At 66.5% G+C, this 24,334-nt stretch carries 21 protein-coding genes; 10 read left to right on the top strand and 11 right to left on the bottom strand.

The features are described 5' to 3' along the window. Positions 1 to 2: 2 nt before the first annotated feature. The 5 genes from JMF82_RS05375 to JMF82_RS05355 all read left to right on the top strand — a co-directional run bounded on the left by JMF82_RS05375 (position 3) and on the right by JMF82_RS05355 (position 5,704). A complete protein-coding gene (locus tag JMF82_RS05375; RefSeq protein WP_201313507.1) occupies positions 3 to 386 on the top strand; it encodes an MliC family protein in 384 nt (127 codons plus the stop codon). Between the two features lie 273 nt (positions 387 to 659). Beyond that, complete coding sequence (locus JMF82_RS05370; RefSeq protein ID WP_236585305.1) at positions 660 to 3,581, top strand: TonB-dependent receptor; 2,922 nt, start codon at positions 660 to 662, stop codon at positions 3,579 to 3,581. A 97-nt stretch (positions 3,582 to 3,678) separates the two neighbouring features. After that, complete coding sequence (pip, locus tag JMF82_RS05365) at positions 3,679 to 4,632, top strand: prolyl aminopeptidase (RefSeq protein WP_201313506.1); 954 nt, start codon at positions 3,679 to 3,681, stop codon at positions 4,630 to 4,632. A 169-nt stretch (positions 4,633 to 4,801) separates the two neighbouring features. Continuing rightward, positions 4,802 to 5,086 (top strand): UBP-type zinc finger domain-containing protein, encoded by a 285-nt coding sequence (locus JMF82_RS22165; RefSeq protein ID WP_255559926.1) that lies wholly within the window; start codon positions 4,802 to 4,804, stop codon positions 5,084 to 5,086. 108 nt (positions 5,087 to 5,194) lie between these two features. Further along, on the top strand, positions 5,195 to 5,704 hold the full coding sequence (locus JMF82_RS05355) for a molybdopterin-dependent oxidoreductase (protein ID WP_201313504.1): 510 nt from the start codon (positions 5,195 to 5,197) through the stop codon (positions 5,702 to 5,704). A 69-nt stretch (positions 5,705 to 5,773) separates the two neighbouring features. Here JMF82_RS05355 and JMF82_RS05350 read toward each other — a convergent pair whose 3' ends face one another. The 7 genes from JMF82_RS05350 to JMF82_RS05320 form a co-directional block, all read right to left on the bottom strand. Next, the gene (locus tag JMF82_RS05350) at positions 5,774 to 6,154 is read right to left on the bottom strand and encodes a potassium channel family protein (RefSeq protein WP_201313503.1); all 381 of its coding nucleotides are present in this window, start codon (positions 6,152 to 6,154) and stop codon (positions 5,774 to 5,776) included. Between the two features lie 44 nt (positions 6,155 to 6,198). Then, a complete protein-coding gene (locus tag JMF82_RS05345; protein ID WP_201313502.1) occupies positions 6,199 to 7,257 on the bottom strand; it encodes a DUF2955 domain-containing protein in 1,059 nt (352 codons plus the stop codon). An 11-nt stretch (positions 7,258 to 7,268) separates the two neighbouring features. Further along, entirely contained in the window at positions 7,269 to 8,381 is a 1,113-nt protein-coding gene (locus JMF82_RS05340; RefSeq protein WP_201313501.1) for an HlyD family secretion protein, read from the bottom strand. After that, entirely contained in the window at positions 8,378 to 9,925 is a 1,548-nt protein-coding gene (locus tag JMF82_RS05335) for a TolC family protein (protein WP_201313500.1), read from the bottom strand. The genes JMF82_RS05340 and JMF82_RS05335 overlap by 4 nt, the downstream gene beginning before the upstream one ends. 18 nt (positions 9,926 to 9,943) lie before the next feature. Then, positions 9,944 to 11,050 carry an AI-2E family transporter gene (locus JMF82_RS05330; protein WP_201313499.1) on the bottom strand — a complete coding sequence of 369 codons (1,107 nt, stop codon included), beginning with the start codon at positions 11,048 to 11,050 and terminating at the stop codon, positions 9,944 to 9,946. 709 nt (positions 11,051 to 11,759) lie between these two features. After that, on the bottom strand, positions 11,760 to 11,984 hold the full coding sequence (locus JMF82_RS05325; protein ID WP_201313498.1) for a hypothetical protein: 225 nt from the start codon (positions 11,982 to 11,984) through the stop codon (positions 11,760 to 11,762). A 172-nt stretch (positions 11,985 to 12,156) separates the two neighbouring features. Further along, positions 12,157 to 12,315 carry a hypothetical protein gene (locus JMF82_RS05320; RefSeq protein WP_201313497.1) on the bottom strand — a complete coding sequence of 53 codons (159 nt, stop codon included), beginning with the start codon at positions 12,313 to 12,315 and terminating at the stop codon, positions 12,157 to 12,159. Positions 12,316 to 12,661: 346 nt separating this feature from the next. Here JMF82_RS05320 and JMF82_RS05315 point away from each other — a divergent pair, with 346 nt between their 5' ends. The 5 genes from JMF82_RS05315 to JMF82_RS05295 all read left to right on the top strand — a co-directional run bounded on the left by JMF82_RS05315 (position 12,662) and on the right by JMF82_RS05295 (position 17,633). Further along, the gene (locus JMF82_RS05315; RefSeq protein ID WP_201313538.1) at positions 12,662 to 13,606 is read left to right on the top strand and encodes an alpha/beta hydrolase; all 945 of its coding nucleotides are present in this window, start codon (positions 12,662 to 12,664) and stop codon (positions 13,604 to 13,606) included. An 88-nt stretch (positions 13,607 to 13,694) separates the two neighbouring features. Continuing rightward, entirely contained in the window at positions 13,695 to 14,369 is a 675-nt protein-coding gene (locus JMF82_RS05310) for a response regulator (RefSeq protein ID WP_201313496.1), read from the top strand. Positions 14,370 to 14,377: 8 nt separating this feature from the next. Next, on the top strand, positions 14,378 to 15,673 hold the full coding sequence (locus JMF82_RS05305; protein WP_201313495.1) for an ATP-binding protein: 1,296 nt from the start codon (positions 14,378 to 14,380) through the stop codon (positions 15,671 to 15,673). Between the two features lie 124 nt (positions 15,674 to 15,797). Then, the gene (locus JMF82_RS05300) at positions 15,798 to 16,283 is read left to right on the top strand and encodes a RidA family protein (RefSeq protein ID WP_201313494.1); all 486 of its coding nucleotides are present in this window, start codon (positions 15,798 to 15,800) and stop codon (positions 16,281 to 16,283) included. Positions 16,284 to 16,412: 129 nt separating this feature from the next. Further along, entirely contained in the window at positions 16,413 to 17,633 is a 1,221-nt protein-coding gene (locus JMF82_RS05295) for an SGNH/GDSL hydrolase family protein (protein WP_201313493.1), read from the top strand. Between the two features lie 14 nt (positions 17,634 to 17,647). Here JMF82_RS05295 and speC read toward each other — a convergent pair whose 3' ends face one another. From speC to JMF82_RS05275, 4 genes are all read right to left on the bottom strand, one after another. Beyond that, the gene (gene speC, locus JMF82_RS05290; protein ID WP_201313492.1) at positions 17,648 to 19,900 is read right to left on the bottom strand and encodes an ornithine decarboxylase; all 2,253 of its coding nucleotides are present in this window, start codon (positions 19,898 to 19,900) and stop codon (positions 17,648 to 17,650) included. A gap of 167 nt (positions 19,901 to 20,067) precedes the next feature. Next, positions 20,068 to 20,922 carry a ribonuclease H-like domain-containing protein gene (locus tag JMF82_RS05285; RefSeq protein ID WP_201313491.1) on the bottom strand — a complete coding sequence of 285 codons (855 nt, stop codon included), beginning with the start codon at positions 20,920 to 20,922 and terminating at the stop codon, positions 20,068 to 20,070. Further along, on the bottom strand, positions 20,919 to 23,339 hold the full coding sequence (locus JMF82_RS05280) for a DEAD/DEAH box helicase (RefSeq protein ID WP_201313490.1): 2,421 nt from the start codon (positions 23,337 to 23,339) through the stop codon (positions 20,919 to 20,921). The genes JMF82_RS05285 and JMF82_RS05280 overlap by 4 nt, the downstream gene beginning before the upstream one ends. A gap of 72 nt (positions 23,340 to 23,411) precedes the next feature. Beyond that, entirely contained in the window at positions 23,412 to 24,314 is a 903-nt protein-coding gene (locus tag JMF82_RS05275) for a LysR family transcriptional regulator (protein WP_201313489.1), read from the bottom strand. Positions 24,315 to 24,334 lie beyond the last annotated feature (20 nt).

The raw sequence follows: 24,334 nt of genomic DNA, 5'->3' as shown, positions 1-24,334 counted from the left end.
CCATGCCCTTATCGACAGGCATCGGTCGTCACGTGGCTGCAGGCCTCATGGGGTCGTGCCTGCTGTGCGGATGCACCACGGCGGATACATTCCACGTGCCGGGCATCGAGGTCGCTTCCACCTCGACCCATGCCTACCAGTGCGAAGGCGGCAAGGCGCTCACCGTCACCTACTGGAACAGCCAGTCCGGGCAGGGCTTCGCGCTGCTCGCCGTGGACGGAAAGCCGATGCTGTTCGTCGATACGATCGCGGCCTCGGGCGTGAAATACATGGCCGGCCGTTACACGTGGTGGACCAAGGGCGAGCGTGGCGACCTTTACGATGCCCTGGCGGGTCCGAATGCCGCGCCTGTCATGTCGGCATGCATGGCGCGCACGGCGAAGTAGGGCGTCGCGAGGCTTTCAATACGTGACGCAGTTTGTCGACGCCTCTTCATCATCGTGAATGGCGTCCGCGAAAGATGCTGCGTCGCATGATGACGCAACAATTTCTCTCGATCATCCTCCGCCTGCACTCAGGAACCGACGACCTTGAGCTGGCCGTCCATCGGTCGGCGCAAATTCTTGCGTTTCGTGCCCAGCTGCGCGGGGGGCGCAGCTTCCAATACCAACAATACGGGGAAGGGAATGAGCTACCGTTGCTTACCGCCGATGCGGATCGTGCGTTCCGATCTTGGCCGCCGTCGTCCGCTGTCCGTTGCTTGCGCCGCGCTGTTCGCATTCACCACGATGGGCATCGCCCACGCGCAGGACGCACAGAACCCGGCCGCCAATAGCCAGCAGCAAGCCGCGCCGCCCGCCAACAACAAGCAGGCCACCAAGGACCAGCAGGCGACACCGGCATCCAGGCGCTCGGAAGACACCGCGAAGAACCTCGACGCCGTCGTGGTCACCGGCATCGCGGCGAGCATCCAGAATGCGCTCAAGACCAAGGAGAACGCGGACGACATCGTCGAAGCGATCTCTGCCGAAGACATCGGCAAGCTGCCGGACGCGAGCATTGCCGAAAGCCTCTCCCGCCTGCCGGGCCTGGCCACGCAGCGTGCCGACGGCAAGGCGAACCTCATCTCCATTCGCGGCCTCTCGCCCGATTTCGCCGGCACCACGCTCAACGGCCGCGAGCAGGCCACCGTCGGCGAGAACCGCGGCGTGGAATACGACCAGTATCCTGCCGAGCTGATGACCGGCGCGGTGGTCTACAAGACGCCCGACGCCAGCCTGATCGGCCAGGGTCTTTCCGGCACGGTCGACCTGCATACGATCAAGCCGCTGGACCTGCCCAACCGGGCGATCGCCGCGAACATCCGTGGCGAGTACAACACCAACGGCAAGCTCAACCCGGGCAGCGGCGTGGGCGATACCGGCCATCGCGTCAGCTTCTCGTACATCGATCAGTTCTTCGACCACACGCTGGGCCTGGCGGTGGGCTTTGCCCAGCTCGACTCGCCCATCCAGGAGAAGCAGTACCAGGCGTGGTGGTGGAGCATCGACAACGGCCCGGGCAGCATCGAGGACGCGTGGGGCGGCCCCCACACGCCGGGCATGCCCGATGGCGTGATCTCGCAGCAGGGCATGCAGCTTCGCGCGCAATCGCAGAGCCAGCTGCGCAACGGCTTGATGGCCGTGCTCGAGTGGGCGCCGAATGACGCCTACCACTCCACGCTGGACATGTACTACTCCACGTTCAACGAGAAGAAGTACACCAACGGTGCGCAGTGGGCGAGCGGTCCGTATGACAACGCGGGCCCCGCCGTCTACAGCAATGTCGGCGCCGTACCCTCGCAGCCCTATCCCATCGTCACGACCGGCACGATGGGCAACATCGCGCCGATCCTGCAGAACGACTACAACAAGGAACACGACAAGCTGTTCTCGGTGGGCTGGAACAACCAGTACGACTTCGGCAGCGGCTGGCAGGGCATGGCCGATCTCTCGTACTCCACCGCCAAGGTGAACCTGCGCGACGCGTACCTGTTCACCGGCCTCGCCAATGGCGCCACCACCAGCGTGAACTTCGCCACGCCGGTCAACTTCGGTTTTCCCAACTTCCGGACCGACGCGAGCCTGTCCGACCCGGCCTCGGTGGTGTTCACCGATCCGGACAACTACGGCTACAACGGCCGCGAGGAGTTCGACAAGCAGAAGGACACCATCAAGGCCATCCGCCTGCAGATCTCGCATCCGCTCGGCTGGATCTTCAGCACGTTCGACCTGGGCATGGATTACTCCGACCGCAAGAAGACCAAGTCCGCGGACGTCTATTTCGCGTGGCTCAACGGCAACGGCTCGGATTCGGGCTCGTACGACCACACGCTGGGCGTGCCGGTGAACCCGGCATACCTGCACGGCCCGACCGACCTGGGCTATGGCGGCCTCGGCGGCATCCTCAACTACAACGTGCTCGCCGCGTTGTCGAACCAGTTCTACCTCACCCAGCGCAACGGCCAGTCGGACTGGAGCCGCAACTACTCGATCGAGGAGAAGGTGCCGGTCGGCTACGTGAAGTTCAACATCGACACGGCGCTGGGCGATGTGCCGCTGCGCGGCAACGTCGGCGTGCAGTTCGTGCACACCGACCAGTCGTCCGACGCGTACCAGACCAATGGCGACGCGCTGGTGGGAACGCTCACGGGCGGCACCACGTACAACAACGTGCTGCCCAGCCTCAACCTGATCGCCGACCTGGGCAATCGCCAGTACCTGCGTTTTGGTTTCGCCAAGACCATGGCGCGCGGCCGCATCGACGACGAGAAGGTGGCCAGCTCCGCGGGTGTCTCGGAAGTGACCTCCGGTCCTGCGGCCGGGCAGGTACTGTGGTCCGGCAGCGGCGGCAACCCGCAGTTGAAGCCTTACGTCGCCGTCGGCGTGGACCTGTCGTGGGAAAAATATTTCGGCCAGTCCAGCTACGTGGCGGCCGCGGTGTTCGGCAAGAACCTGCTCAACTACATCTACAACAAGACCGTGCTCGACTTCAATTTCGAGCAGGCTGGTTATGTCAACGACAATCCGACGCTCACGCCCACCAGCCCCATCGGCGCGTTCACGCGTCCGGAGAACGGTACCGGCGGCAAGATGCAGGGCCTGGAATTGTCCGGCGCCATCGAAGGCGGCTTGATCAACCCCGCGTTGGACGGCTTTGGCGCGCAGGCCAATTTCTCGCTGACCAACAGCAGCATCCCGGTGAGCTCCATCTCCTCGGTGCCCGGCGGCCCGGCCACGCTGCCGGGTCTCTCGCGCAAGGTGGCGAACCTCGCGCTGTACTACGAGAAGTATGGCTGGTCGGTGCGCATCGCCGAACGTTATCGTTCCTCGTACACCGGCGAGGCGATCGCGCTGTTCGACCAGCTGGGCTACATCCAGGTCCTCCCGGAACTGGTCACCGACTTCCAGGCCGGCTATGCCTTTCCCGACGAGGGCAAGTGGAAGGGCCTGTCGGTGCTGTTCCAGGTCAGCAACCTCAACAACGAAGCTGCCAAGACGCGGCAGATCTCCGCGCTGCCCAACAACGTGGAAGTCGGACGTCCGCTCGACTACAACACCTGGGGTCGCACGGTGCTGCTTGGCCTGAACTACAAGCTCTGAATTCGGCACGGGCGGATGCCGCGGCGCATCCGCCCGTGCCGTCTTCCGGGAGCTTCGTTCGCGGGGTTATGCTCGCGGGACACGACGGAGCCTTCCCATGCGCGAGCTGTATCCCGAGATCGAGCCCTACGCCCAGCATCGACTGAAGGTCGATGATCTCCACGAGTTGCATATCGAGGAGTGCGGCAACCCCAACGGGTTGCCCGTCGTCTTTCTGCATGGCGGGCCGGGCGCGGGCGTGTCGCCGTACCATCGCCGCTTCTTCGATCCCGCGCGTTATCGCATCGTGCTGTTCGACCAGCGTGGCGCCGGGCGTTCCACGCCGCATGCGGAATTGCGCGACAACACCACCTGGCACCTGGTGTCCGACATCGAGGCCGTCCGCGAGCATTTCGGCATCGAGCGCTGGGTGGTGTTCGGTGGATCGTGGGGCTCGACGCTGGGGCTGGCCTACGCGCAGAAGCATCCGGAGCGCGTGCTCGGGCTCGTGCTGCGCGGCATCTTCCTTGGCCGCGATTACGAGTTGCGCTGGTTCAACGAACGCGATGGCGGGGCGCAATGGATCTTCCCGGAGCGGTGGGAGCGATATCTCGCCCATATCCCCGAGAACGAACGCGACGACATGGTCGAGGCGTACTGGCGCCGTCTCGACAGCGAGGATGAAGCCGTGCGCTTCGCCGCGGCGATGGCCTGGGGCAACTGGGAGGGCGGCAGCACGACGCTGGTGCACGACCCTGATGAACCGGGCAATTTCGAGGACCCGCAGGCCGCGATCAGCGTGGCGCGCGCCGAGGCGCACTATTTCCGCCATGGCATCTTCCTGGAGCCAGGCCAGCTGCTGCGCGATGTGGAGCGCATCCGCCATATCCCGGCTGCGATCGTGCATGGCCGCTATGACATCATCTGCCCGGTGAAATCGGCCTGCGATCTCGCCAAGGCCTGGCCGGAAGCGCATTTCGACATCGTGCTGGCCGGCCACAGCGCCGCCGATCCGGCGATCGTCGACAAGCTGGTGAGCGCGACCGACAGCCTGGCGGACCGTTACTGTTGAGCCCCACGCGCGCGCGTCTTCACGATGCGCGCGCAACCGATCCGCTAAGACAGGCAGGCGCCGTGCCCCAGCCGCACGGCGTTCATTGCGCGAGGAGACAGGCATGAGCAGTCAGGACGGAGAGATCGACGTTGACGCCGCGCCCAGCGGCACGGGCTGCGTCGAATGCATGCAGGCCGGCGGATGGTGGTTACATCTGCGGCGGTGTGCCCAGTGCGGCCACATCGGGTGTTGCGACAACTCTCCGCATCAACACGCCACCAAGCATTTCCACGCCACCGGGCATGCCGTGATCCGCAGCTTCGAGCCCGGCGAAACGTGGTTCTACGACTTCCGCTCGCAGCAGTTCTTCGACGGCCCCGCGTTGCATCCCCCGATGTCCCATCCGCTCGACCAGCCGGTGCCCGGTCCCAAGGGCAAGGTGCCCGAGGATTGGCAGGACCTGCTGATGTAGCAGGCGGCGCAGCCGGCTTTCCATCGGCGTAAGCTGTCAGGCATTGCCATATTCGTGGGATGCATCCCCACGGCCCGCGGGGACCGCATCTCCAGGTGAGGTCGAGCCATGCGTTCCGGTGGCATGTTCAGCCTGCTCTTGTGCCTCGCAACGCCGGTGTTCGGCGCGGGGCCTGTCCCGGGCCCGGCGGATCATCCGTCGATCAAGCTGGTGCTCGACGGCAAACCTTCCGATACGTTCGATCGCGAGGCGCTGGCGCTGATGCCGCGAACCAGCGTGCAGGCTGCGACGAACGGCGGGCCACCCAGCACCTGGCAGGGCGTGGCGCTGGAAGATATCGTTCGCCGCACCTGCGTCGCATCGGGAGATGCGCTAAGCGGCCGCGCCATCGCGAGGCTGGTGCGCGTCACCGCGGCGAACGGCTACCAGGTCGTCTTCAGTGCGACCGAGCTCGATCCCGATTTCGGCAACGTCGAAGTGCTGCTGGCCGATACCAGGGACGGCAAGCCGCTCGCGCAGGACGGGCCCTTCCGACTGATCGTGCCCAGGGACAAACGCACCGATCGCTGGGTCGACCACGTTACGACGATCGAAGTCGTGGACGCCTCGACGCCCTGAAGTCCGAAACGTTGCCGTCCCTGGATGCGGTGCCCGCTGGGCTGTTGCGCCTCGCGTGAAAACCTGCGACTAGCCGTCGTTGCCGGCCCTGTGCGCAGCCTCCTGCACGCCTCTTACCGCCGCGGCGATGACCAGCCCGGTCATCAAGAGGCCTACCAGGCCAAGCAGCAGCGCATCCAGGCGGCCGAAGGGCGTGGTGGGCACCACGTCGCCATAGCCGATGGTGAGCGCGGTGATGGCGCAGTAGTAAAACGTCTCGCCCGGCGGCGACGCGGATCGATCCGAGGTTTCGACCGGCCCGCCGAAGTAGTACATGGCGATGGTGAGCAGGATGAACAACAGGAGCTGGCCGAGCATGATCGCGCGCAGGTACCACAGGGTTTCCAGGAACTCGGCGAGCACGTCTTTCGCCTTCAGATGAGTTCGTGCATCTCTCACGTTGATTCCCATGATGGAAGCCTCCGGATGATGGGTGTCCTGCGAGGTCGGGGTGACTATCGCGACGGTGGCGGTGCGTGCCCCGCCTGCTCCAGCGGCGCGCCGCGTCGCAGGCGGGGGCGCGCATCGAGCAGTTGAAGCATCAGGCAGGCATAGAGGGTGACCGCGATGAAAAGGCCCATGCGCACGATGAAGGCGGTATAGACGTCCTTGCCCGCCACGCTGTCCTGCACCGACTGGCCGAGCAGGATGATCAGCGTAACCAGGCTGTTGAGCCAGAAGCCGGGCGTGTAGCGGGTCGGCTTGAGCCGGTACAGCCTGCGCGCGACGAACAGCCCGAACAGCAGCATCCACAGGAAGAACATCCACAGGTGCACGAACCACTTGAGCGCGAACCAGAACACGATCGCCATGGCGCCGCCAAGCAGGGTGGAGCCGAGCAGCTCGCGCGCGGCGCTTCGTGCGGTCGTCGTGCAGCTCTGCCTGCCGAGGCTCACTGACTTCATGATGATCGGCATGTAGCTGGCCGGATCGGCCAGCGCCAGCAGGAAGGCCGGCAACACCACCAGCGCCGCGCGCAAGGCGAGGCGCGTCGCTTCGGCGCGTGAAGGAGGAGGTCGGGCGGGCGGCCTCGGAGCGCTGGCCGGCTCCGGAAGCATCGCGTGTCCCATGCCCAGGACCAGCACGGCGAGCAACAGCCCCTTCACCAGCGCCCCGACCACGGTGAGAGCGAGCTGGAGATCGGCGGTGCCGGCGGCGGAGATCATGGTGAGGCCGGCGGCGAGAAACGTCGAGACGAGGTGGTTGCCTCCGCCCAGGCCATGGCGAAACGCCAGGAACAGGCACAAGCCGACCAGCAGCACGCCACTCATGACGTAATAGCGCAATACCGGTGCGAGCAGCAGCCCGCTGCCCGTGGTGAGAGCGACAACCAGCACCAGTCCGATACCTGCCTTGGGCGAAAGCGGTCGTGGCATCGAGGCGAACAGGAACACCGACAGCACGGGCGCGATGAAAGGAATGGGCAAGTCCATGCCGAAGCTGATGGCGAGGCAAAGCGCCGTGCCAAAGGCCAGGCGCAGTGCGCGACGGCCGAGCAGTTCGCGTTGGCTCATGGCGCCGGTCATCAGTAGAGATAGGAAAGCCAGCTCATCACGCGCAGGAAGACCCTTCCCAGCGGGTTGAGCGGATTGCCCCGGGTGGGAAACGCCATCACCTCCGCCTGCCCGCCGACGCGGATGTCGCGAACCGGCACGGTCTCGCCGGCGGCGAATTCGACGACCACCGGGAATCGCTGCGCGGGTCGCAGCCAGTCGCGGCTGTTCTGTATGGTGGGAAGCGTGCCGGGCGGCGAACTCTGGCCGGCGCTGACGCCGTAGCCGATGCTGCGGATGCGCCCGTGGAACAGTTCGCCCGGACGCGAATCCAATGCGATGACCACCGGCATGCCCGGCTCCAGGTGACCGAGATTGTTCTCGGTCATGTCGGCGCTCACCCATACGTCATGGTTGGCGATCAGCGTCATGACCGGATGGCCTACGGCGGCGAACTGGCCCACGTCCGTGCGCAGGTCGGTGATCAACCCCGCGGAGCGCGCATGCACCTTGGTGTTGGCCAGATCCAGTTCGGCCTTCTCCACGGCTGCTGCGGCGCTGCGCAACTGCGCGTTCTCGGCTTCACTGCCTCCTTGCTGCTCCTTGGCGCGTTCGACTTCCGCGCGCGCGGCGCTGACCTGGCTGATCGCCTGCTCATGCGTGGCGCGCGCCACTTCCAGGCGACGCAGCGATACGGTGCCCTGGTCTTCGCGATACAGGCGTTCCAGGCGGTCGCTGTCCTGTCGCGCCTTCACTTCGTTGGCGATGGCCGCACGCAACGATGCGGTCGCCGAATCGATGCCGGCGGTGCTGGCGCCGATCTGCCGACGCGTCGACTCCAGGTCGGCGCGCGCGCGAATCAGTGCGATGCGGTACGGCTCCGCATCGATCTCGAACAGCACCTGTCCCGCGGCGACCTGCTGGTTGTCGTGCACGAACACGCGCGTCACGCGACCGGCCGCTTCCGCGGCGACAGGAATAACGAAGGCCTGCACGCGTGCCTGCTGCGTATAGGGCGTGTAGCGATCGGCCAGCAGGTACCAAAGCAGGCTGGCGCCGATCAGCACGAGCACCCATTTGACGCCCTTGCCGGAAGGCTCGGCGGCTGCCGGCGTGGATGGGGCGGGCGCAGCCGTCTCGCTCATCGTGCGGGGCTCGCTGGTGCGCGGGCGGAGGCCGATGGCGACTCCACCTCGTCGAACAGGTCGCCCCAGTCGGTGCGTTGCTTCATCTGGTCGCGCGTGGCCGGATCGATCATGGGCTGGTCCGTATGCCAGCCACCGCCCACTGCCTTGTAGAGCGCGATCAGGCTGCCCACCGCGTTGCTGCGGTTGACGACGTACGCATCCTGCTCGGAAGACAGCGCCCGCTGGGCATCGAGCACGCGCTGGAAGTCGGAATAGCCTTCACGATAAACGGTGTTGGCCAGCGTGAGCGAGCGCCGCGCCGAGGTCTCTGCATCGCGCAGGATGCTGTCCCGCTGCAGCGCGGAGATCAGCGCGGTAGCCGCATCGTCGGCCTCGCGCGCCGCTTCGCGCACCGTGCCCTGGTAGGTGACGACCAGTTGCTGCAGCCGGGCGTCCTGGACGCGCACGTTGTTGATGATCCTGCCGTGGTCGAATACGTTCCAGGTGACGCTCGGGCCGACGGCGAGGGCCAGCGTGCTGGGTGATCCGGAAAGCGAACTCGCACTCCACGCCAGCGTGCCGAGCAAGCTCACCGAGGGATAGAGATCCGCCTTGGCCACGCCGATGAGCGCGGACTGCGCGGCCATCTGCCATTCGGCGGCGCGCACGTCGGGGCGACGAAGCAACAGGTTCGCCGGCACGTCCTGCAGCACGGCGCGATCGACCAGGGGGATGAAGCCCTGCTTGCCGGATGATTCGTCCAGTTCGGGCATGGGGCCGGGTGGCCGGCCGACCAGTACCGCCAATGCGTGGCGCGCGAGCGCGATCTGGCTCTCGAAGTCCGGGATGCTGCTGGCCGTGCTCAGGTACTGCGTCTTGGCCTGCTGGAAATCGAGCTCGTCGCTTTCGCCGCTCTTGAACAGCCGCTCGGTGATCTCGAAGCTGCGCTTCTGCAGGTCGGCATTCTCCCGCGCGATGCGCAGGCGCGCCTCGGCCGTGCGCATCGTGTAATAGGTGTCGGCCACCTGGGCGTGCATGAGCACCAGGATCGCCTCGCGATTGGCCTGCGAGGCGAAATAGGCCGCGTCGGCCGATTCGATCGCCCGCTTGAAGCGCCCCCAGAAATCCAGCTCCCAGCCGAGGTTGAAGCCTGCGCCGTACTGCCAGGAGCCCGGGATGTCCGGCGTGGGCTCGTGGTGGTTGCTGGTTTTCGTGTATGCCGCATCGGCGCCGATCTGCTGCACCTGCGGATAGCGGCCGCTCAGCGCGATGCCCAGTTGCGCGCGCGCTTCCAGCACGTGCAGGCCGGCGACCTTGATGTCGGTGTTGTGCGCATCGGCTTCGGCGATCAACCGTTGCAGGTTCGGATCGTCGAATACCTGCCACCACTGGCTCGCATCGGCCTGCGTCTGCGGCGTGGTGGCTTGTTCGATCGCGGCACTGGTCCAGCGGGCGGGCCAGTCCTCATGTCGCGGCTGGAAATCCGGCCCCACCGTCGCGCAGCCGCCGAGGCACGCCACGCTCGCCAGCAGCAGTCGGCGGGAACCGGTAAGGCACGACACGTTCGACCTCCGCCCGGGTCAAGGTTGTTTGGGCTCGATGGGCACCTCGACGGTGTGCGGCTGGTCTTCCACCCAGCGCCAGAACAGTTGATAGCCGACGGCAAGCACCACCGGGCCGATGAAAAGCCCGATCACGCCACCGGTCACCATGCCGCCGAGTGCGCCGATCAGCACCACCGGCATCGGCACGTCCACGCCGCGGCCCAGCAACAGTGGCTTGAGCACGTTGTCCGCGAGGCCGGCGACGAACACGTAGACCGCAAACACGATGGCGCCGACGGTGAAGCCCTCTTTGGCGAACACGAAGATGATCACGGGGATGGTGATCAGCGTGGCCGGCAATTGCATGATGCCCAACAGCAGCACCGCAAGCGCAAGCAGGCCTGCGCCCGGGACGCCCTTGACCACGAAGGCGATGCCCACCAGCAACATCTGGATGAACGCGATGCCGACCACGCCCTGGGCCACCGCGCGAATGGTGGCGGCGCAAAGTTCGGTGATCTTGGGGCCGGTCTCCTGCCCGAACAGGCGCGAGGCGATCTTCATCGCACTGGCCCGAGCTTCCTCGCCGTAGGCCATGAAGATGCCCGAGATGATCAGCGCGAAGATGAAGATCAGCAGCCCCGAGCCAACGCTGGTGGCGACGCCGAGCAGTGCCGAGCCAACGCCCTTGAGCTGCGGCGTGAACTTCTGGATCAAGCCGGTGAGGTCGGTGGAGGCCTGCGACCAGAACGCATAGATCTTGCCGCCCACGAGCGGCCAGCTCGCCACGGATTCCGAAGGCGGAGGAATGCGGATGCTGCCTTCCTTGGCCACTTCCATCGCATGCTCCACTGAATCGACCAAGGCGACACCCAGCAGATAGGCGGGCACCATGATGACGATGAGGGAGAGCACGACGATGAGTGTCGCCGTCAGGCCATTCTTGTTCGAAAGGCGTTTGCGTAGTCGAAGGTGCAGCGGATAGAGCGTGATCGCGAGAATCAGCGACCACACCAGCAGGCTTCCGAAGGGATAGAAGATGCGGAAGCAGAACACGGCAAGTACCGTGATCAGGCCGGCTCGAATGAGGACGTCGAGCATGCCGCGGGACAGGGTCTTTTCGGAAATGAGCGTGGACAGCATCGACGATCTCCTTGCGTGTTGCCGTAGAGATGCCCGAGCGGCGAACCAGGCTGTTCTGGCCGTACCACGTCGAACGCGGCGACGTGGCGGCGCGATGTTCCGTCAGTCGACGTATGCGTCGCGAGAAAGCCGGGCTGCCAGGCATGGTGCCATGCGCGATATGCCGGTGGAGGCACGCGGTCGAGCGAGAGGGGATGCCGGGGTTGGCCACCGCAACGGCGATCGTCTCGATGAAGGTGTGCTTCCGCCTTGGCCAATGATCGTCTTCTGGTCGCCCGCCGTCTTCCCTCTGTGAGTCGTAAGTAGATTTACCTAGGTTGCGTGAGCGGCCACGTGGCGGTGCCGCGCATGACATGCGCGTTCGATCGCGCGAAGGGTCGTGCGATCCGGACGGGCGCTGCTTTTCTCATCCTCCTGCCGTTGGCGCGTCGGCGTGGTCCGCGCGCCAGCGGCTTCGTCGATATGCCTGGCGGTTCCAGGTAGAACTACGTGCGGCACGCATCGTTTCCCACGCATGCGGATGATGGTGCGCGTCCACGCGGCTTCCCGCGAAGTCCGCCGACCTCGTGGTGAGGCTGTTTCGCCTGCATGCCGTCGTGGGATGTGCGTCGCCAGGGAGGGCTTGCGCCACCGTGGCCGACTGCGCGTCACGGGCTTGCCTCGCTGTCCGACGGGATGGTCCCTGCCACGCAGGGCGCAGGCCGGGTGCTTAGACCCTTGCGTCAACCTTGCGCATCCACTCGAGTCCACGCAGGACGGAGCGGGTGACGTCGTTCCTGGCGCAGGCGGTTTGCAGCGCAGTGGCGCCGTCGATGCTACGCGCACGGCCATTCAGCACGACGTTGGCGATCCAGATCGCCTCTTCGTCACCGCTGTGTTCGTACCTGACGCGCACCTGCGCACCAAGGAAATCGCAGCTGAAGGTCTTCACCATGAACGCCCCCTCCGACGCGGACCTCATGCTGTGCCCGCTCGCGGACCGGTGCAATCGTCCTTTTGGCAGAGCTTGCGCGATCACCGCGTCCCTTCGGTCGTCCTTGCGAGTGGGGCGCCGATGGATGAGGAATCCGCGTGGAGGAAGCGGATGCCCCTGGCGTCGCGATGCTTCAGTCGTCTGCCGTCACGCCATGCACGACGCCAGGCGCCTTGCCGATCTGCGACGCCAGCCCGAAGGCGATCGCGCCGTAGATGGTGATGCAGAGCAGCGACAGCAGGGTCAGCACGAGTGCCATGCCGGACGGCTTCTTGAGCTTGAACTTGTTCATAGGCGTGTTGCCCGGGCGCAGCCCGTGCGAAGACTGAAGTGGTGGGAGCTCAAAGTCTGACAGCTGTCTGGATCAGTGCTGCGCGGCAAGAAAGCACATGCGGCAAAACGTCCGGGTATCTCAGCCCAAGAGGAAACGGCAGCTCTGCGGCGCCTGGAGCACCGTCCTGATGACCACGGCCGGGATGCGCGACGTCCCATGCGCCACTGCGTTGTCGCCGCCCCAGGATTGACTCCATCGTGGCGTCAAAAGGGCCGATGTGGCCCGCATGCTCCGGTTCGTGTGGCGGCACCTGGTGCCGCTGCGGTCCCGCAGGGTTTCCAGGCATCAACCAGGAGGATGCGCCATGAAGTCATGGGCGATTGCGCTTTGCCTGCTCGCCGCGTGCGCCAACGCGCCGGCGGAAACGATGGTCTGGCAGCCCGCCGCCGGCCATGCGCAGATACCGCTGTGGCCCGGCACGCCACCGCATGCTCAGCCCATGCCCGGGCCCGAGACGGTTGAAACCAACCCCGAGGCGCTGATTGGCGGCAAGTCGGTGACTGCGGTGCGGAACGTGTCGCTGCCCACGATGACTGTTTACGCCCCGCAGGGGAAAAACACCGGCGCGGCGGTCGTGGTCTTTCCTGGCGGCGGCTTCGAGATGCTCGCCATCGATCTGGAAGGTACGGACGTGTGTGATTGGCTGACCGCCAAAGGCGTCACCTGCATCCTGCTGAAGTACCGCGTTCCGAGTGCGCCTTACGACTGGAAATGTGACTGCCGGCCGCACAATCTGGATCTGTCGATGCCGTCGTTGCAGGATGCGCAGCGTGCCCTGCGCCTGGTGCGTTCGCGCGCCGCCGAGTGGCAGATCGATCCGCACAAGGTCGGCGTGCTCGGCTTCTCCGCGGGCGGCTTTCTGGTGGCCGAGGTCAGCACGCAGTTCAAGCGCCGCACGTATGAGCCGATCGACGCGGCCGACAAGGAAAGCAGCCGCCCGGATTTCGCCCTGGCCATCTATCCGGGCCACCTGGCCACCGACAGCATCAAGTTCAACCCCCATATTCCGGTATCGCGCGAGACCCCGCCGACCTTCGTGCTGCAGGCCGAGGACGACCACGTGGATGGCGTGGAGCAGGCGCTGGCCTACTACAACGCGCTCAAGAACGCCGACGTGCCGGCCGAACTGCACATCTACCCCCACGGAGGGCACGCCTTCGGCCTGCGGCCCACGTCGCTGCCAATCACGCACTGGCCGGCGCTGGCCGAGACATGGATGCGCAGCCTCGGGATGATTCCCGCCAAGTGAGGCGGATGGGGAGGCCCGGGACGATTCCCGGGCGGCCATCGGCCATGGCGGTTTGCCTGCATCGCCGCGCGGGTGCCTACAATGCGCCATGCGCATACTTGTCGTCGAAGATGACGCCATGATCGCCAAGGCGGTCATCCAGGCCCTGCGTGATGCGGCCTACGCGGTCGATTGGGTATCCGACGGACAAACCGCCCAGCTCGCGTTGACGAAGGTCGAGCATGACGCCGTGCTGCTCGACCTGGGCTTGCCGCGTCGAAGTGGCGACGATGTACTGCGTTGGATCCGCCGGGAAGGCAAGACCGTGCCGGTGCTCGTGATGACGGCGAGGGACGCGATCGAGGACAGGATCGCCATGCTCGACCTCGGTGCGGATGACTACCTCGTCAAGCCCTTCGATCTGAGCGAGCTGTTGGCGCGCCTGCGCGCGATAGCGCGCCGACTTGCCGGGCAATCGTCCGGACGGCTGAACCACGGGGCGTTGTCCATCGACCCGGTGCGCCACGTGGCCTGGTTCGCCGGCGCGGAGCATGAATTGTCACCCCGCGAGTACGCCTTGCTCGAAGCCCTGGTGCTGCGCCGCCACGCGGTCGTCTCGCGCGCTACGCTGGAAACGGCGCTGTACGGATGGAATGAGGAGGTGGAAAGCAATGCGATCGAATTTCTCATCCATCGCGTGCGCAAGAAGCTGGGTGCATCCGTCATCCGGAATGTCAGGGGCATCGGATGGACGCTAGGCAGCGCGGGACGCCACGATCCCTGAGCCTGCGATTGTCGTTGTGGATCATCGTGGCCATCGCGGGCGTGGGCAGCATCGCGACGGTGGCTTCGTTCCGGTTCGCCGAAGGCGAGGCACATGCCCTGCAGGATGAAACCCTCAAGCAGGTAGGCGCCTTGATCCGCCGCATTCCGCCCGCGGTGATCGACCAGGCCGGCATCTTCCGGCCGTCGCCGCCCTCCTCGGAAGCCGTCGCGGTCGTTCGGTTGCGTGACGATGCAGGTGGCCTCTGCGGGGCAACGCAGGGCATCGCCTTGCCATGTGGGTTGGGTGATGGCCTGCACACCGTCATGTACGGTGGCGAGCGTTGGCGGGTCTGGGTCGTTTCCGGTGATGCGGGCCTGCGTTTTGCGGTGGCGCAACCTACAGCGCTGCGCGATGAGATCGCACGCGACGGCTCCCTGCGCACCCTGGTACCGCTGCTGTGCCTGATGGTGGCGCTGATGATGGTGGTGGCGTGGGTGGTGCGACGCTCGTTCAAGCCCATCACGCAATTGGCCGAAGCACTCGATCGGGCCGGGCGCAAGGAGATCGGTACGTTGCCCACCGCGGGCATGCCTTCGGAAATCGAGCCTTTCATCGTATCGATCAACCGCCTGCTTCATCGGTTGGGCGAGGCGCTGGAACAACAGCGTCGCTTCGTGGCCGACGCCGCCCACGAGCTGCGCTCGCCGCTTACCGCGCTTACCCTGCAGGCGCAGAACCTGGACACGGTGGCCATGGCGCCGGCGGCGCGCGAGCGCGTCGATGAGTTGCGCGTCGGCCTCAAGCGCAGTTCCCGCCTGGTGTCGCAGCTGCTTTCGCTGGCACGCCTGCAGCAGGGCGCGGCGGATAACCACGGCGTCCTGTGGCTTGCGGATATCGTGCGGCAGGTGGTCGGGGAGGCGCTGGACTTTGCCGAAAGCAAGCGCATCGATCTCGGTGCGGATCGCCTGGAGCGCCTGGGTTTGCCAGGCGATCGTCTGGCCGTCCAGACCGCGCTGCGCAATCTGGTCGACAACGCCATTCGCTATACCCCGGCGCAAGGACGCGTGGATATTCGTGTCTATGCGGATGGCACGTGGGCATGCATCGAGGTCGAGGACAATGGCCCGGGCATGACCCCGGATGATCTCGGCCAGGCTTGCCGGCCGTTCTTCCGCGCGACGCAGACGGCAGAGACCGGCAGCGGCCTGGGCCTGGCCATAGCCAATGATCTGGCGCGAAGCATGGGCGGCGAACTGCAGCTGCACGCGCCGGGCACGGGGTTGCTGGTGCGGTTACGATTGCCTGGTGTGCGCGCGGGGTGAAGCGGGGGCCGGCATGCACCGATGAGGCCGGTAAAGCGCGCGGCACGCGCCGAATGCCTGTCGAAGGCTTTCCGAATCGATCGGCTTTCTTCTTTGCCCGTTGAGCGCGACCGGAGGACGACCCATGAGCGACATCGAAGATCGGCTGGCCACGATGGGGCTGGTGCTGCCGCCGCCGTTTCCGGTGCCGGCCCATCTGTCGCTGCCCTTCGATGTCGTCCAGGTCGACGGCCTGCGGGTATGGGCCTCGGGCCATGGGCCGCAGGCCGCCGACGGTTCATTGGCGGGGCCGTTCGGCAAGGTGGGCGCCGATCTCACGGTGGAAGAGGGCTATCGCGCCGCGCGGCTGGTCGCGCTGTCGATGCTGGCGAGCATCAAGCGGAGCATCGGCGACCTGGACAGGGTGCGCCGCTGGCATCGCGTGTTCGGCATGGTCAACTCCGCGCCGGGCTTCGCGCAGCAGCCGAGCGTGATCAACGGTTTCTCCGACCTCATCCTCGAGTTGTACGGTCCCGGGCGCGGCGCGCACACGCGCAGCGCCGTGGGCATGGCGGAGCTGCCGTTCCATATGCCGGTGGAGATCGAAGCCGAGCTTTCGCTCGTTCCGTGACGTGCATGGCTGACCGCAGCCGCAGGGACGGCGCGGAGGGCATGGCGATGTCCGCCGCGGCGTGGTTTGGTATGGTCGGATGATCCAGCGCATCAAAGTCCCCCTGTTCCGCCTCCGGAGGAGACCCCCATGCATCGCCCGCTGTCACGTTTTGCCCTGTGGATGTCGTGCTTCTTCTGCTTCGCATCGGCCTGCGCGGCAACCGGCGGCGAAGCGCACTGGATAGGCGCATGGTCCGCGTCGCCGGATGCGGCGGGTCCGGCCGTGTCCGACCAGACGATCCGACAGGTGGTGCGCATCAGCGCGGGTGGCACCGCCGTGCGCGTGCGCTTGTCCAACCTCGATGGCGCTGCACCGCTGATGCTCGGCCCCGTGCGGGTGGCGTCCCATACGGAAGGAGGCGCCATCGCGCCGGGCACGGATCACGCGGTGTCGTTCAACGGCAAACCAACCATCACGCTCGCCAAGGGCGAAGCGGCATGGAGCGATGCGGTCGAGATGACGGTGAGGCCGTTGCAGGAGCTGGCCGTCAGCCTCTACGTGCCGGCCAACGCGGGCGTGGCATCCACCCTCCACAGCGCGGCCATGGCGACGGCTTATCTTACGGAGCAGGGCGACGCCACCACCTCGGTGCGGTTTCCCGGAACGGAGACGAACGGCAGCCGCTTCTTCCTCACCGATGTCGACGTGGCGTCGGTACCGGAAGGCGCCACGATCGTCGCGTTTGGCGACTCCATCACCGATGGCGTCGGGTCCAACGCCGACGCCCAACAGCGCTGGCCGGATGACCTCGCCACGCGCCTGCAGGGCGATGCGCGATTCCAGGCCGTCGGCGTGGCCAATGCGGGCATCGGCGGCAATCGCATCCTGCATGACGATTACGGCCCGAGCGCCCTGTCGCGCTTCGATCGCGATGCGCTGGACAAGGCGAACGTACGCTGGATCGTGCTGCTGGAAGGCATCAACGACATCGGCAACTCCGGCCCCCAGGCCAAGGCGGAAGACCGCGTCACGGCGGAACAGGTCACCGGCGGCATGAAGACGCTGATCCAGCGCGCGCATGCACGTGGCATCCGCATCGTCGGCGCCACGTTGACGCCGTTTGGCGGCGCCTCGTGGCCTTATCACTCCGCCGCCAATGAAGCGAAGCGCAAGGCGGTCAACGACTGGATCCGCCACGGCGGCGCCTTCGATGCGGTGGTCGACTTCGACAAGGCCATCCGCGATCCGGCACACCCCGACCGGATGCTTCCCGCGTACGACAGCGGCGACCACCTGCACCCCAACGGGGCGGGTTACAAGGCGATGGCCGCGAGCATCGACCTCGGGCTTTTCCAGGCGAAACACTGAGCCGCGAGCGCGGCTCAATCCTCCCGGACGACATACGTGTAGAACCGTACCTTGTCGCCCTCGGGCACCTGGTAGACGCCCTGCACTTCATAGGAAAAACCGGGGAAACGGTTGCAGCTTTCCTCGAATGCAAGGAAGTAATCGATCATCGGCTTGGCACGATCGTCGTAGCGCTCGCCCGGCACCACGATGCCGATGCCGGGCGGATAGATCAGCGCGAGGGTCGCTGCGACGCGGCCCTTTACCTGGTCCATGGGCACGAAGTCGACGCGGCCGCTGACCAGGGCTTCGTTGGCTTCGCGCGCCGACATGGCCTGCTCGGGGAACGATTCGTAGCGGAAGCTCAGGCGCTGCAGTTCCTTGACGTCCCTCGACGCGTAGAAGTCGTGCATTTCCTGCGCGATCTGGCGCACGGTGTATCCCCGGTACCGGGCTTCGTATTTGCGGGCGACGCCAGGCAAGACCTGATCGAGCGGGCTGTCCTCGTCGTAGTGGTCCCGAAAGCGTTCCAGCGCTGCCAGCAACATCGCCATCTTCCCTTCGCCCACGGCGGGAGTCATGAGGAAGAGGATGCTGTTGAGGTCATTCTTCTCCGGAATGACGTGGTTTTCCCGCAGGTAGTTGGCGATGATGGTGGCGGGTATGCCACTGCTGGCGTATGCGCCTGTTCTTGCGTCGATGCCTGGCGTGGTGAGCATCAGCTTGGTCGGATCGACCATCGCCGCGTCGGCACCGAGATGCCGATAGCCGTGCCACGTTTCATGCGGGTCGAGTTGCCAGTACTCCTGTTCGGTGGCGAGGGCATCGGTCGGCACGTCCTCCCATTTGATGCGCTCGCCCTGGTATTTCACGGTGTCAGGCACGAACGGGTTGAGGAAGCCGGCGAATCGCTTGCGGATCGCCTTGCGCGCCTCGATACCCAGCCGCACCATGTCGTCCCACAGCACGCGGCCGGCCTTGTCGGCGTGCATTTGCGCGTTGACGTCAAGGCTGGAGAACAACGGATAGAACGGCGACGTCGACGCCTGCAGCATGAACATCTCGTTGAACCGCTTGTGGTTCAGGCGAAACGGCTGCTCGCGGATGTGCGCATCACGTACGTGGATCTGCGACGCCTGTGAAAAGCCGGCCAGTTGCTTGTGCGTGGACTGGGTGGCGATGATGCCGGGGTCCTTGCCGGTCAGGGACAGGCTCATGCCGAAGTGATCCTTCATCAACGGATGGAACGCGCCGAAGCCGGCCCAGGCCTCGTCGAAGTGGATGTACTCGCACAGGTGGCCGATCTTCTCCAACACCTTCCTGGCGTTGTATACGGTGCCGTCATAGGTGCATTGCTCGATGATGGCCACCCGGATCGGGCGTTCGCGTTGCCATGCGTTGGTGCCCTTGAGGCGCGGGTGGTGCTTGATCTTGTCGCGGATCGACGCCTCGTCGAAGGCCGTCCAGTCGATCGGCCCCACCATGCCGAAGCCGTTGCGGTCGGCTTCCAGATAGATCGGTATCGCGCCGGCAAAGACCAGCGAGCCGTGGTGGTTGGACTTGTGGTTGTTGCGGTCGAACAGCACGATGTCGCGACTGGTGAGCAGCGCCGTGTTGACCACCTTGTTGGAGGCCGACGTGCCGTTGAGCACGAAGTAGGTGCGATCGGCCTGGAACACGCGCGCGGCGGCCTGTTGCGCGGCGAGCGCGGGGCCTTCGTGGATCAGCAGGTCACCCAGCGACACCATGGCGTTGCAGATGTCGTCGCGGAAAACGTTCTCGCCCATGTGCTCGTAGAACAGGCGGCCCGCCGGGTGGCGCATGAACATCTGGCCGCCCTGGTGGCCGGGGCATGCCCAGGTGCGGTTGGCGTCGAAGTCGTATTGCATGAGGGTGCCGAAGAACGGCGTGAGCAGGCTCGACACGTACTGTTCCACCGAGGCGACCAGGCGTTTCTCGTAGAAGTCGCGGCTTTCCAGATCGGCGATGACGATGCCGTCCAGCGATTTCAGGAAGGGATCGTGGAACGTCTCCTCATGACGGTCGGTCATCATGAAGATGGGCATGCGCAGGCCACGGTCGTCGCGCGCCGCAATCGCCGTCGGCGCCAGCGCGCGGGACACCACGATGGCGCCCAGGTCCGCACCCGAGCGGATGGCTTCTTCGACGCCCGATGGGGGCGCGACGTGGACCCTGAAATGCAGGTCCTGCTCGATGATGCTGGCGACCTCCTCGGCCCGGTCGCCGGCGACGAGGATGCGGAAATAATGGATGAAGGGGATGCTCATCGTTACCACTCCCGAGAGAGGGCGGCATGCGCCGATGCGGGCCGGTGTGTAGGATCCCCTGGTGATTCGAAGGGGCGTCCTACCCCGGGCGGTGCCGGCGATTGTGGGCGCGATGGCGTGAATCGGCTGCGAAAGTCGGCATGTCAATCGGGTGACATGCATGGTTGTCATTCGTCGATGGGCAAGGCGTCGTGTGGCGAGGCGAACTGGTGAAGGATACCGCCCAGGCTGCGCAGGTCCTGGCTGTTGTGGTGCGCGACGCGATGCAAGGGCGCGGCGTCACCACCGCGCAGGAAGCCGAGCCATGCGGCGGGCGCTTCGGCGCCGGGCAGGTCGTCTTCGCGCACCACCTGCAACAACTGGCGCTCCGCGGTGGCGAGGCGGCAGTTCTCCCACGCGCCGCGCCAACGGCGGCGCACGGGATGCAGCAGGTCGATGTGCATCAGGCCGTCGAGCGGGCTGGCGCGCCGCTGCAGACGAAAGCGTGTCTTGAGCAGCGGCGCGTCGTAGGACTTGCCGTTGTAGCTGACAAGCACGCTGTCGGGCTTCAGCCAGGAGGCGAAGCAGTCGAGCATCGCCGCTTCGCCGGCAAGCGTGGTGATCAGCAACTGGCGTTCGCGGAAGTGGCCCTCGTGCCAGTGGCCCACGCCGATCATGAAGGCGCGCGTGCCGGTGCCACCCGCGAGCCCGGTGGTTTCGGTGTCGAACAGCACGAGCCGTTCGGGCTCGATCCACGCCTCCAGCCTGGCGAACTGGGCATGGAACAGCGGCGGTGCGGGCGGCCACGCCACGTTCGCCTCGCACAGCTGCAGGCCTGGCGCGAGGGTGCGCCCGGGCAAGCTCGCTGGCGCTGCGGCCACCTTGCGTGGCGCCGTGCCCTTGTGCCGCCGCACGCCGAGCAGCGCGCGCAGGTTGTCGGGCAGGGGTTCGGGACGCCGCACCGGCGCAGGCCCGGGCGCGGCGGGCACCGGCACGCCGGCTTGTCGGCGCAGGCCGCGCAGCTTGTCGGCGAGTGCGCTCACAGGGCGACGATCAGGTCGAGCACGCGCGTGGCGAGCGACTTGAGCGAACGCTCCTGCTGCTCGTCCGTGGCAAGCACGGGGCCGACGCAGGCCGGGCAGCCCGCGTGGCAGTCGCAGCGATGCACGAGGTCGCACGCCAGGCGCACGAGGTCCTCGCGCCGCTCGTACAACGGCGCACTCAGGCCCACGCCGCCGGGAAACGCGTCATAGAGATACAGCGTGGGGACGAACGGGCCGTGCAGTACCGCTTCGTCCTCGCCGAAACCCGCGCGAATCTGCGCGCGGCCATTCGCGTCGGGCGTGGCGAACCACGCGCCGTCGCCGCTGCCCACGGCTTTCTGCAGGTCGCGCGCCTCGGCCATCACCGCGACGGTGGCGACGATGTGCAGCGCGTGCGCGGCGGCAAGGAAACCGTCCAGCGCCTCCTGTCGATGATCGAAGGCCTGTTCCAGCGCGCGCTGCGGCAGCTGCCACCACACGGCGGTGGTGTGCAGTTCCAGGTCGGGCAGGTTCACCGGGCCGTAGCCGATGTTCTCGTGCGTGTAGTAGCGGATCTTCTTGTAGCCGGCCACGCGCCGCGCCACGTGCACTTCGCCGTGGTGCGCGCTGCCGCGTCCGGCGGACGAGCCATCGAAGGCCTCGAGCACCTTGAGCTTGGTGTAATCGATGGCGTCGGTGTAGTAATCCACCTGCGTGCGCGTGACGTAGGCCTTGCGGCCGGTCCAGTCCAGCTTTTCCACCTGGTAGGGCACGGACTGGATCATGTGGATGGCGCCTTCGTACAGCGTGAGCGAGGCCGCGCTGAAATCCACCTCGGCCACGATGGTCTGCCGGCCTTCGGTGCGATCGACCACCACGAAGTTGCCGTCGGCCACCGAGCGCAGCGACACCGCATTGGCCGGATAGCTGTCGGCGATCCATTCGAAGCGTTCGCCCTCCTGGTGCAGCACGCCTTCCTCGCCCAGCACCTGCAGCCACGGCGTGGCGTCCTGCGGGCCGTACAGCTCGCCTTCGCGGAACGGCAGTTCGAAGGCCGCGCAACGGATGTGGTCGAGCAGGATCAGCGGCTGGTCGGGCGCGATGCGCGCATGCTCCGGCGGCGCGCCCTGGAAGAATTCGGGATGGCGCACGAGGTACTGGTCCAGCGGATCGCTGCTGGCCACCAGCACGCCGAGCGAGGCCTGCTGGCGGCGACCGGCGCGGCCAAAGCGCTGCCACGTCGCCGCGACACTGCCGGGATAGCCGTTGAGCACCACCACGTCCAGTGCGCCGATGTCCACGCCCAGTTCCAGCGCCGAGGTGCTGACGATGCCGTCCACCTGCCCCGCGCGCATCTCGCGTTCGGCGGCGCGGCGTTCGGTCGGCAGGTAGCCGCCGCGATAGGCGCGGATGCGCGGTGGCTTGCGCGGATCGCTGTCGAACACGTCCTTGAGGTACTTGGTGAGCACTTCCACCATCAGCCGCGATTGCGCGAACACCAGTGTCTTCAATCCCGCGCGGATCGCCGTGCGCGCGATGCGGTTGGACTGCGAGCGCGCCGAAGCACGCAGGCCGAGGTCGGGATTCACCACCGGCGGGTTCCACAGCAGCACGTGTTTTTCGCCCACCGGCGCGCCGCTCTCGCTGATGGCGGTGACCGGTTGCTCGATCAGCGCACTGGCATGTTCGGCCGGGTTGCCGATGGTGGCCGAGCACAGGATGAACTGCGGCGACACGCCGTAGAACGCGCACACGCGCTGCAGCCGGCGCAGCACGTTGGCCACGTGCGAGCCGAACACGCCGCGATAGGTGTGCACCTCGTCGATCACCACATAGCGCAGGTTCTCGAAGAACTGCGCCCACTTGGTGTGATGCGGCAGGATCGCCTGGTGCAGCATGTCCGGGTTGCTCACCACGATGTCGCCGTGCAGGCGGATCGCCTGGCGCGCATCGCCCGGCGTGTCGCCGTCGAAGGTGAAGGCTTTCACGCCCAGCCCGCCGGCCTGGTTGAGCTCCAGCAGCTCGGCCACCTGGTCCTGCGCGAGCGCCTTGGTGGGAAACAGGAACAACGCCTTGGCGCGTTGGCGGATCGCGGCGCTGATCACCGGCAGCGTGTAGCACAGCGACTTGCCCGAGGCGGTGGGGGTGGCGATCACCACGTGCTTGCCGGCCGCCGCGGCGCTCCAGGCCTGTGCCTGGTGGTCGTAGAGCTGCTCGATGCCGCGCGAGCGCAGCGCCTGCGCGAGGGCGGGCGGCATGTCGCCGGGCAGCGGTGCGAAACGCCCTTCGCGCGCCGGCTGCACGAACGAGCCGGTGATGCGGTCGCCATAGCGCTTGGCCAGCCGGCTCGCCAGCTCATCGCCCCCGGGCACCGGGGCCGCCAGCGCGCCGTCCTGGCGCACCGCGCGCCGGGCGAGGGGATTGGGCAAGGCATTCATGGCGCGCTCCGTCCGGCAGGGAGCGGCATTGCAGCCGGTGACCGTCTCATCGGATGAGACGCGAGGCGTGCGCTAGTCGTCCGCCGCGCGCATGCGTTCGGCCAGGAAGTCGATCAGCGTCCGCACCGCCGGCAGCATGCCGCGGCGCGAGGGGTACACCGCATGCACGATGCCGAGCTTCGGCGACCAGCCCGGCAGCAGTTCCTCCAGCTCCCCGTTCTTGAGCTGGTCGGTGACCACCATGCTGGGCAGCTGGGCGATCGCGACGCCATGGATGGCCGCCGCGCGCAGCGCGATCAGGTCGTCGGTGACCATGCGCGGCGTGTGGTGCAGCGTGGCGCGCGCGCCGTTGGGGCCGTCCAGCTCACAGGTGTGATGCCCGGCGGGCGGCACGGTGTCCACGGTGGGAAAGCGGTTGAGGTCCGCCGGCACGCTTGGCCGGCCCAGCTCGGCGATCAGCGCCGGACTCGCCACCAGCCGCCAGCTTCGTTCGGCAAAGACGCGCATCACCAGGTCGCTGTCTTCCAGCGGCGGCGGACGGGCGCGGATGGCGACATCGAAACCTTCGGCGATCACGTCCACGCGCCGGTTGGTGCTTTCCAGCAGCAAGGTCACCTTGGGATAGCGCCGCATGAACTCCGCCAGCATGTCGCCGACGCGGGCATGCAGCAGCGCGATGGGGCAGCTCAGCCGCACCACGCCCTGCGGTTCGGCGCTGCGCAGGGCGATCACTTCGTCCGCCGCATGGGCCTCCACCAGCATGGCGCGACAGTGGCTGTAGAACTCCTGGCCGATCTCGGTCACCGAGAAGCGGCGTGAGGAGCGCTGGATCAGCCGTACGCCCAGCTCCTCTTCCAGCAGCGCCACGCGCCGGCTGAGCTTGGACTTGGGGATGCGCAAGGCGCGGCCGGCCGGCGCGAAGCCCTGGTGCTCGACCACCTGGGCGAAGTAGTACAGGTCGTTGAGGTCGCGCATGCGGTCTCGTCTATCGTTCC

This window comes from Dyella sp. EPa41, assembly GCF_016586165.1.
GTDB lineage: Bacteria > Pseudomonadota > Gammaproteobacteria > Xanthomonadales > Rhodanobacteraceae > Dyella.
The sequence above is the reverse complement of the archived record's forward strand: the minus strand, read 5'-3'. Positions and strand labels throughout refer to the sequence as shown.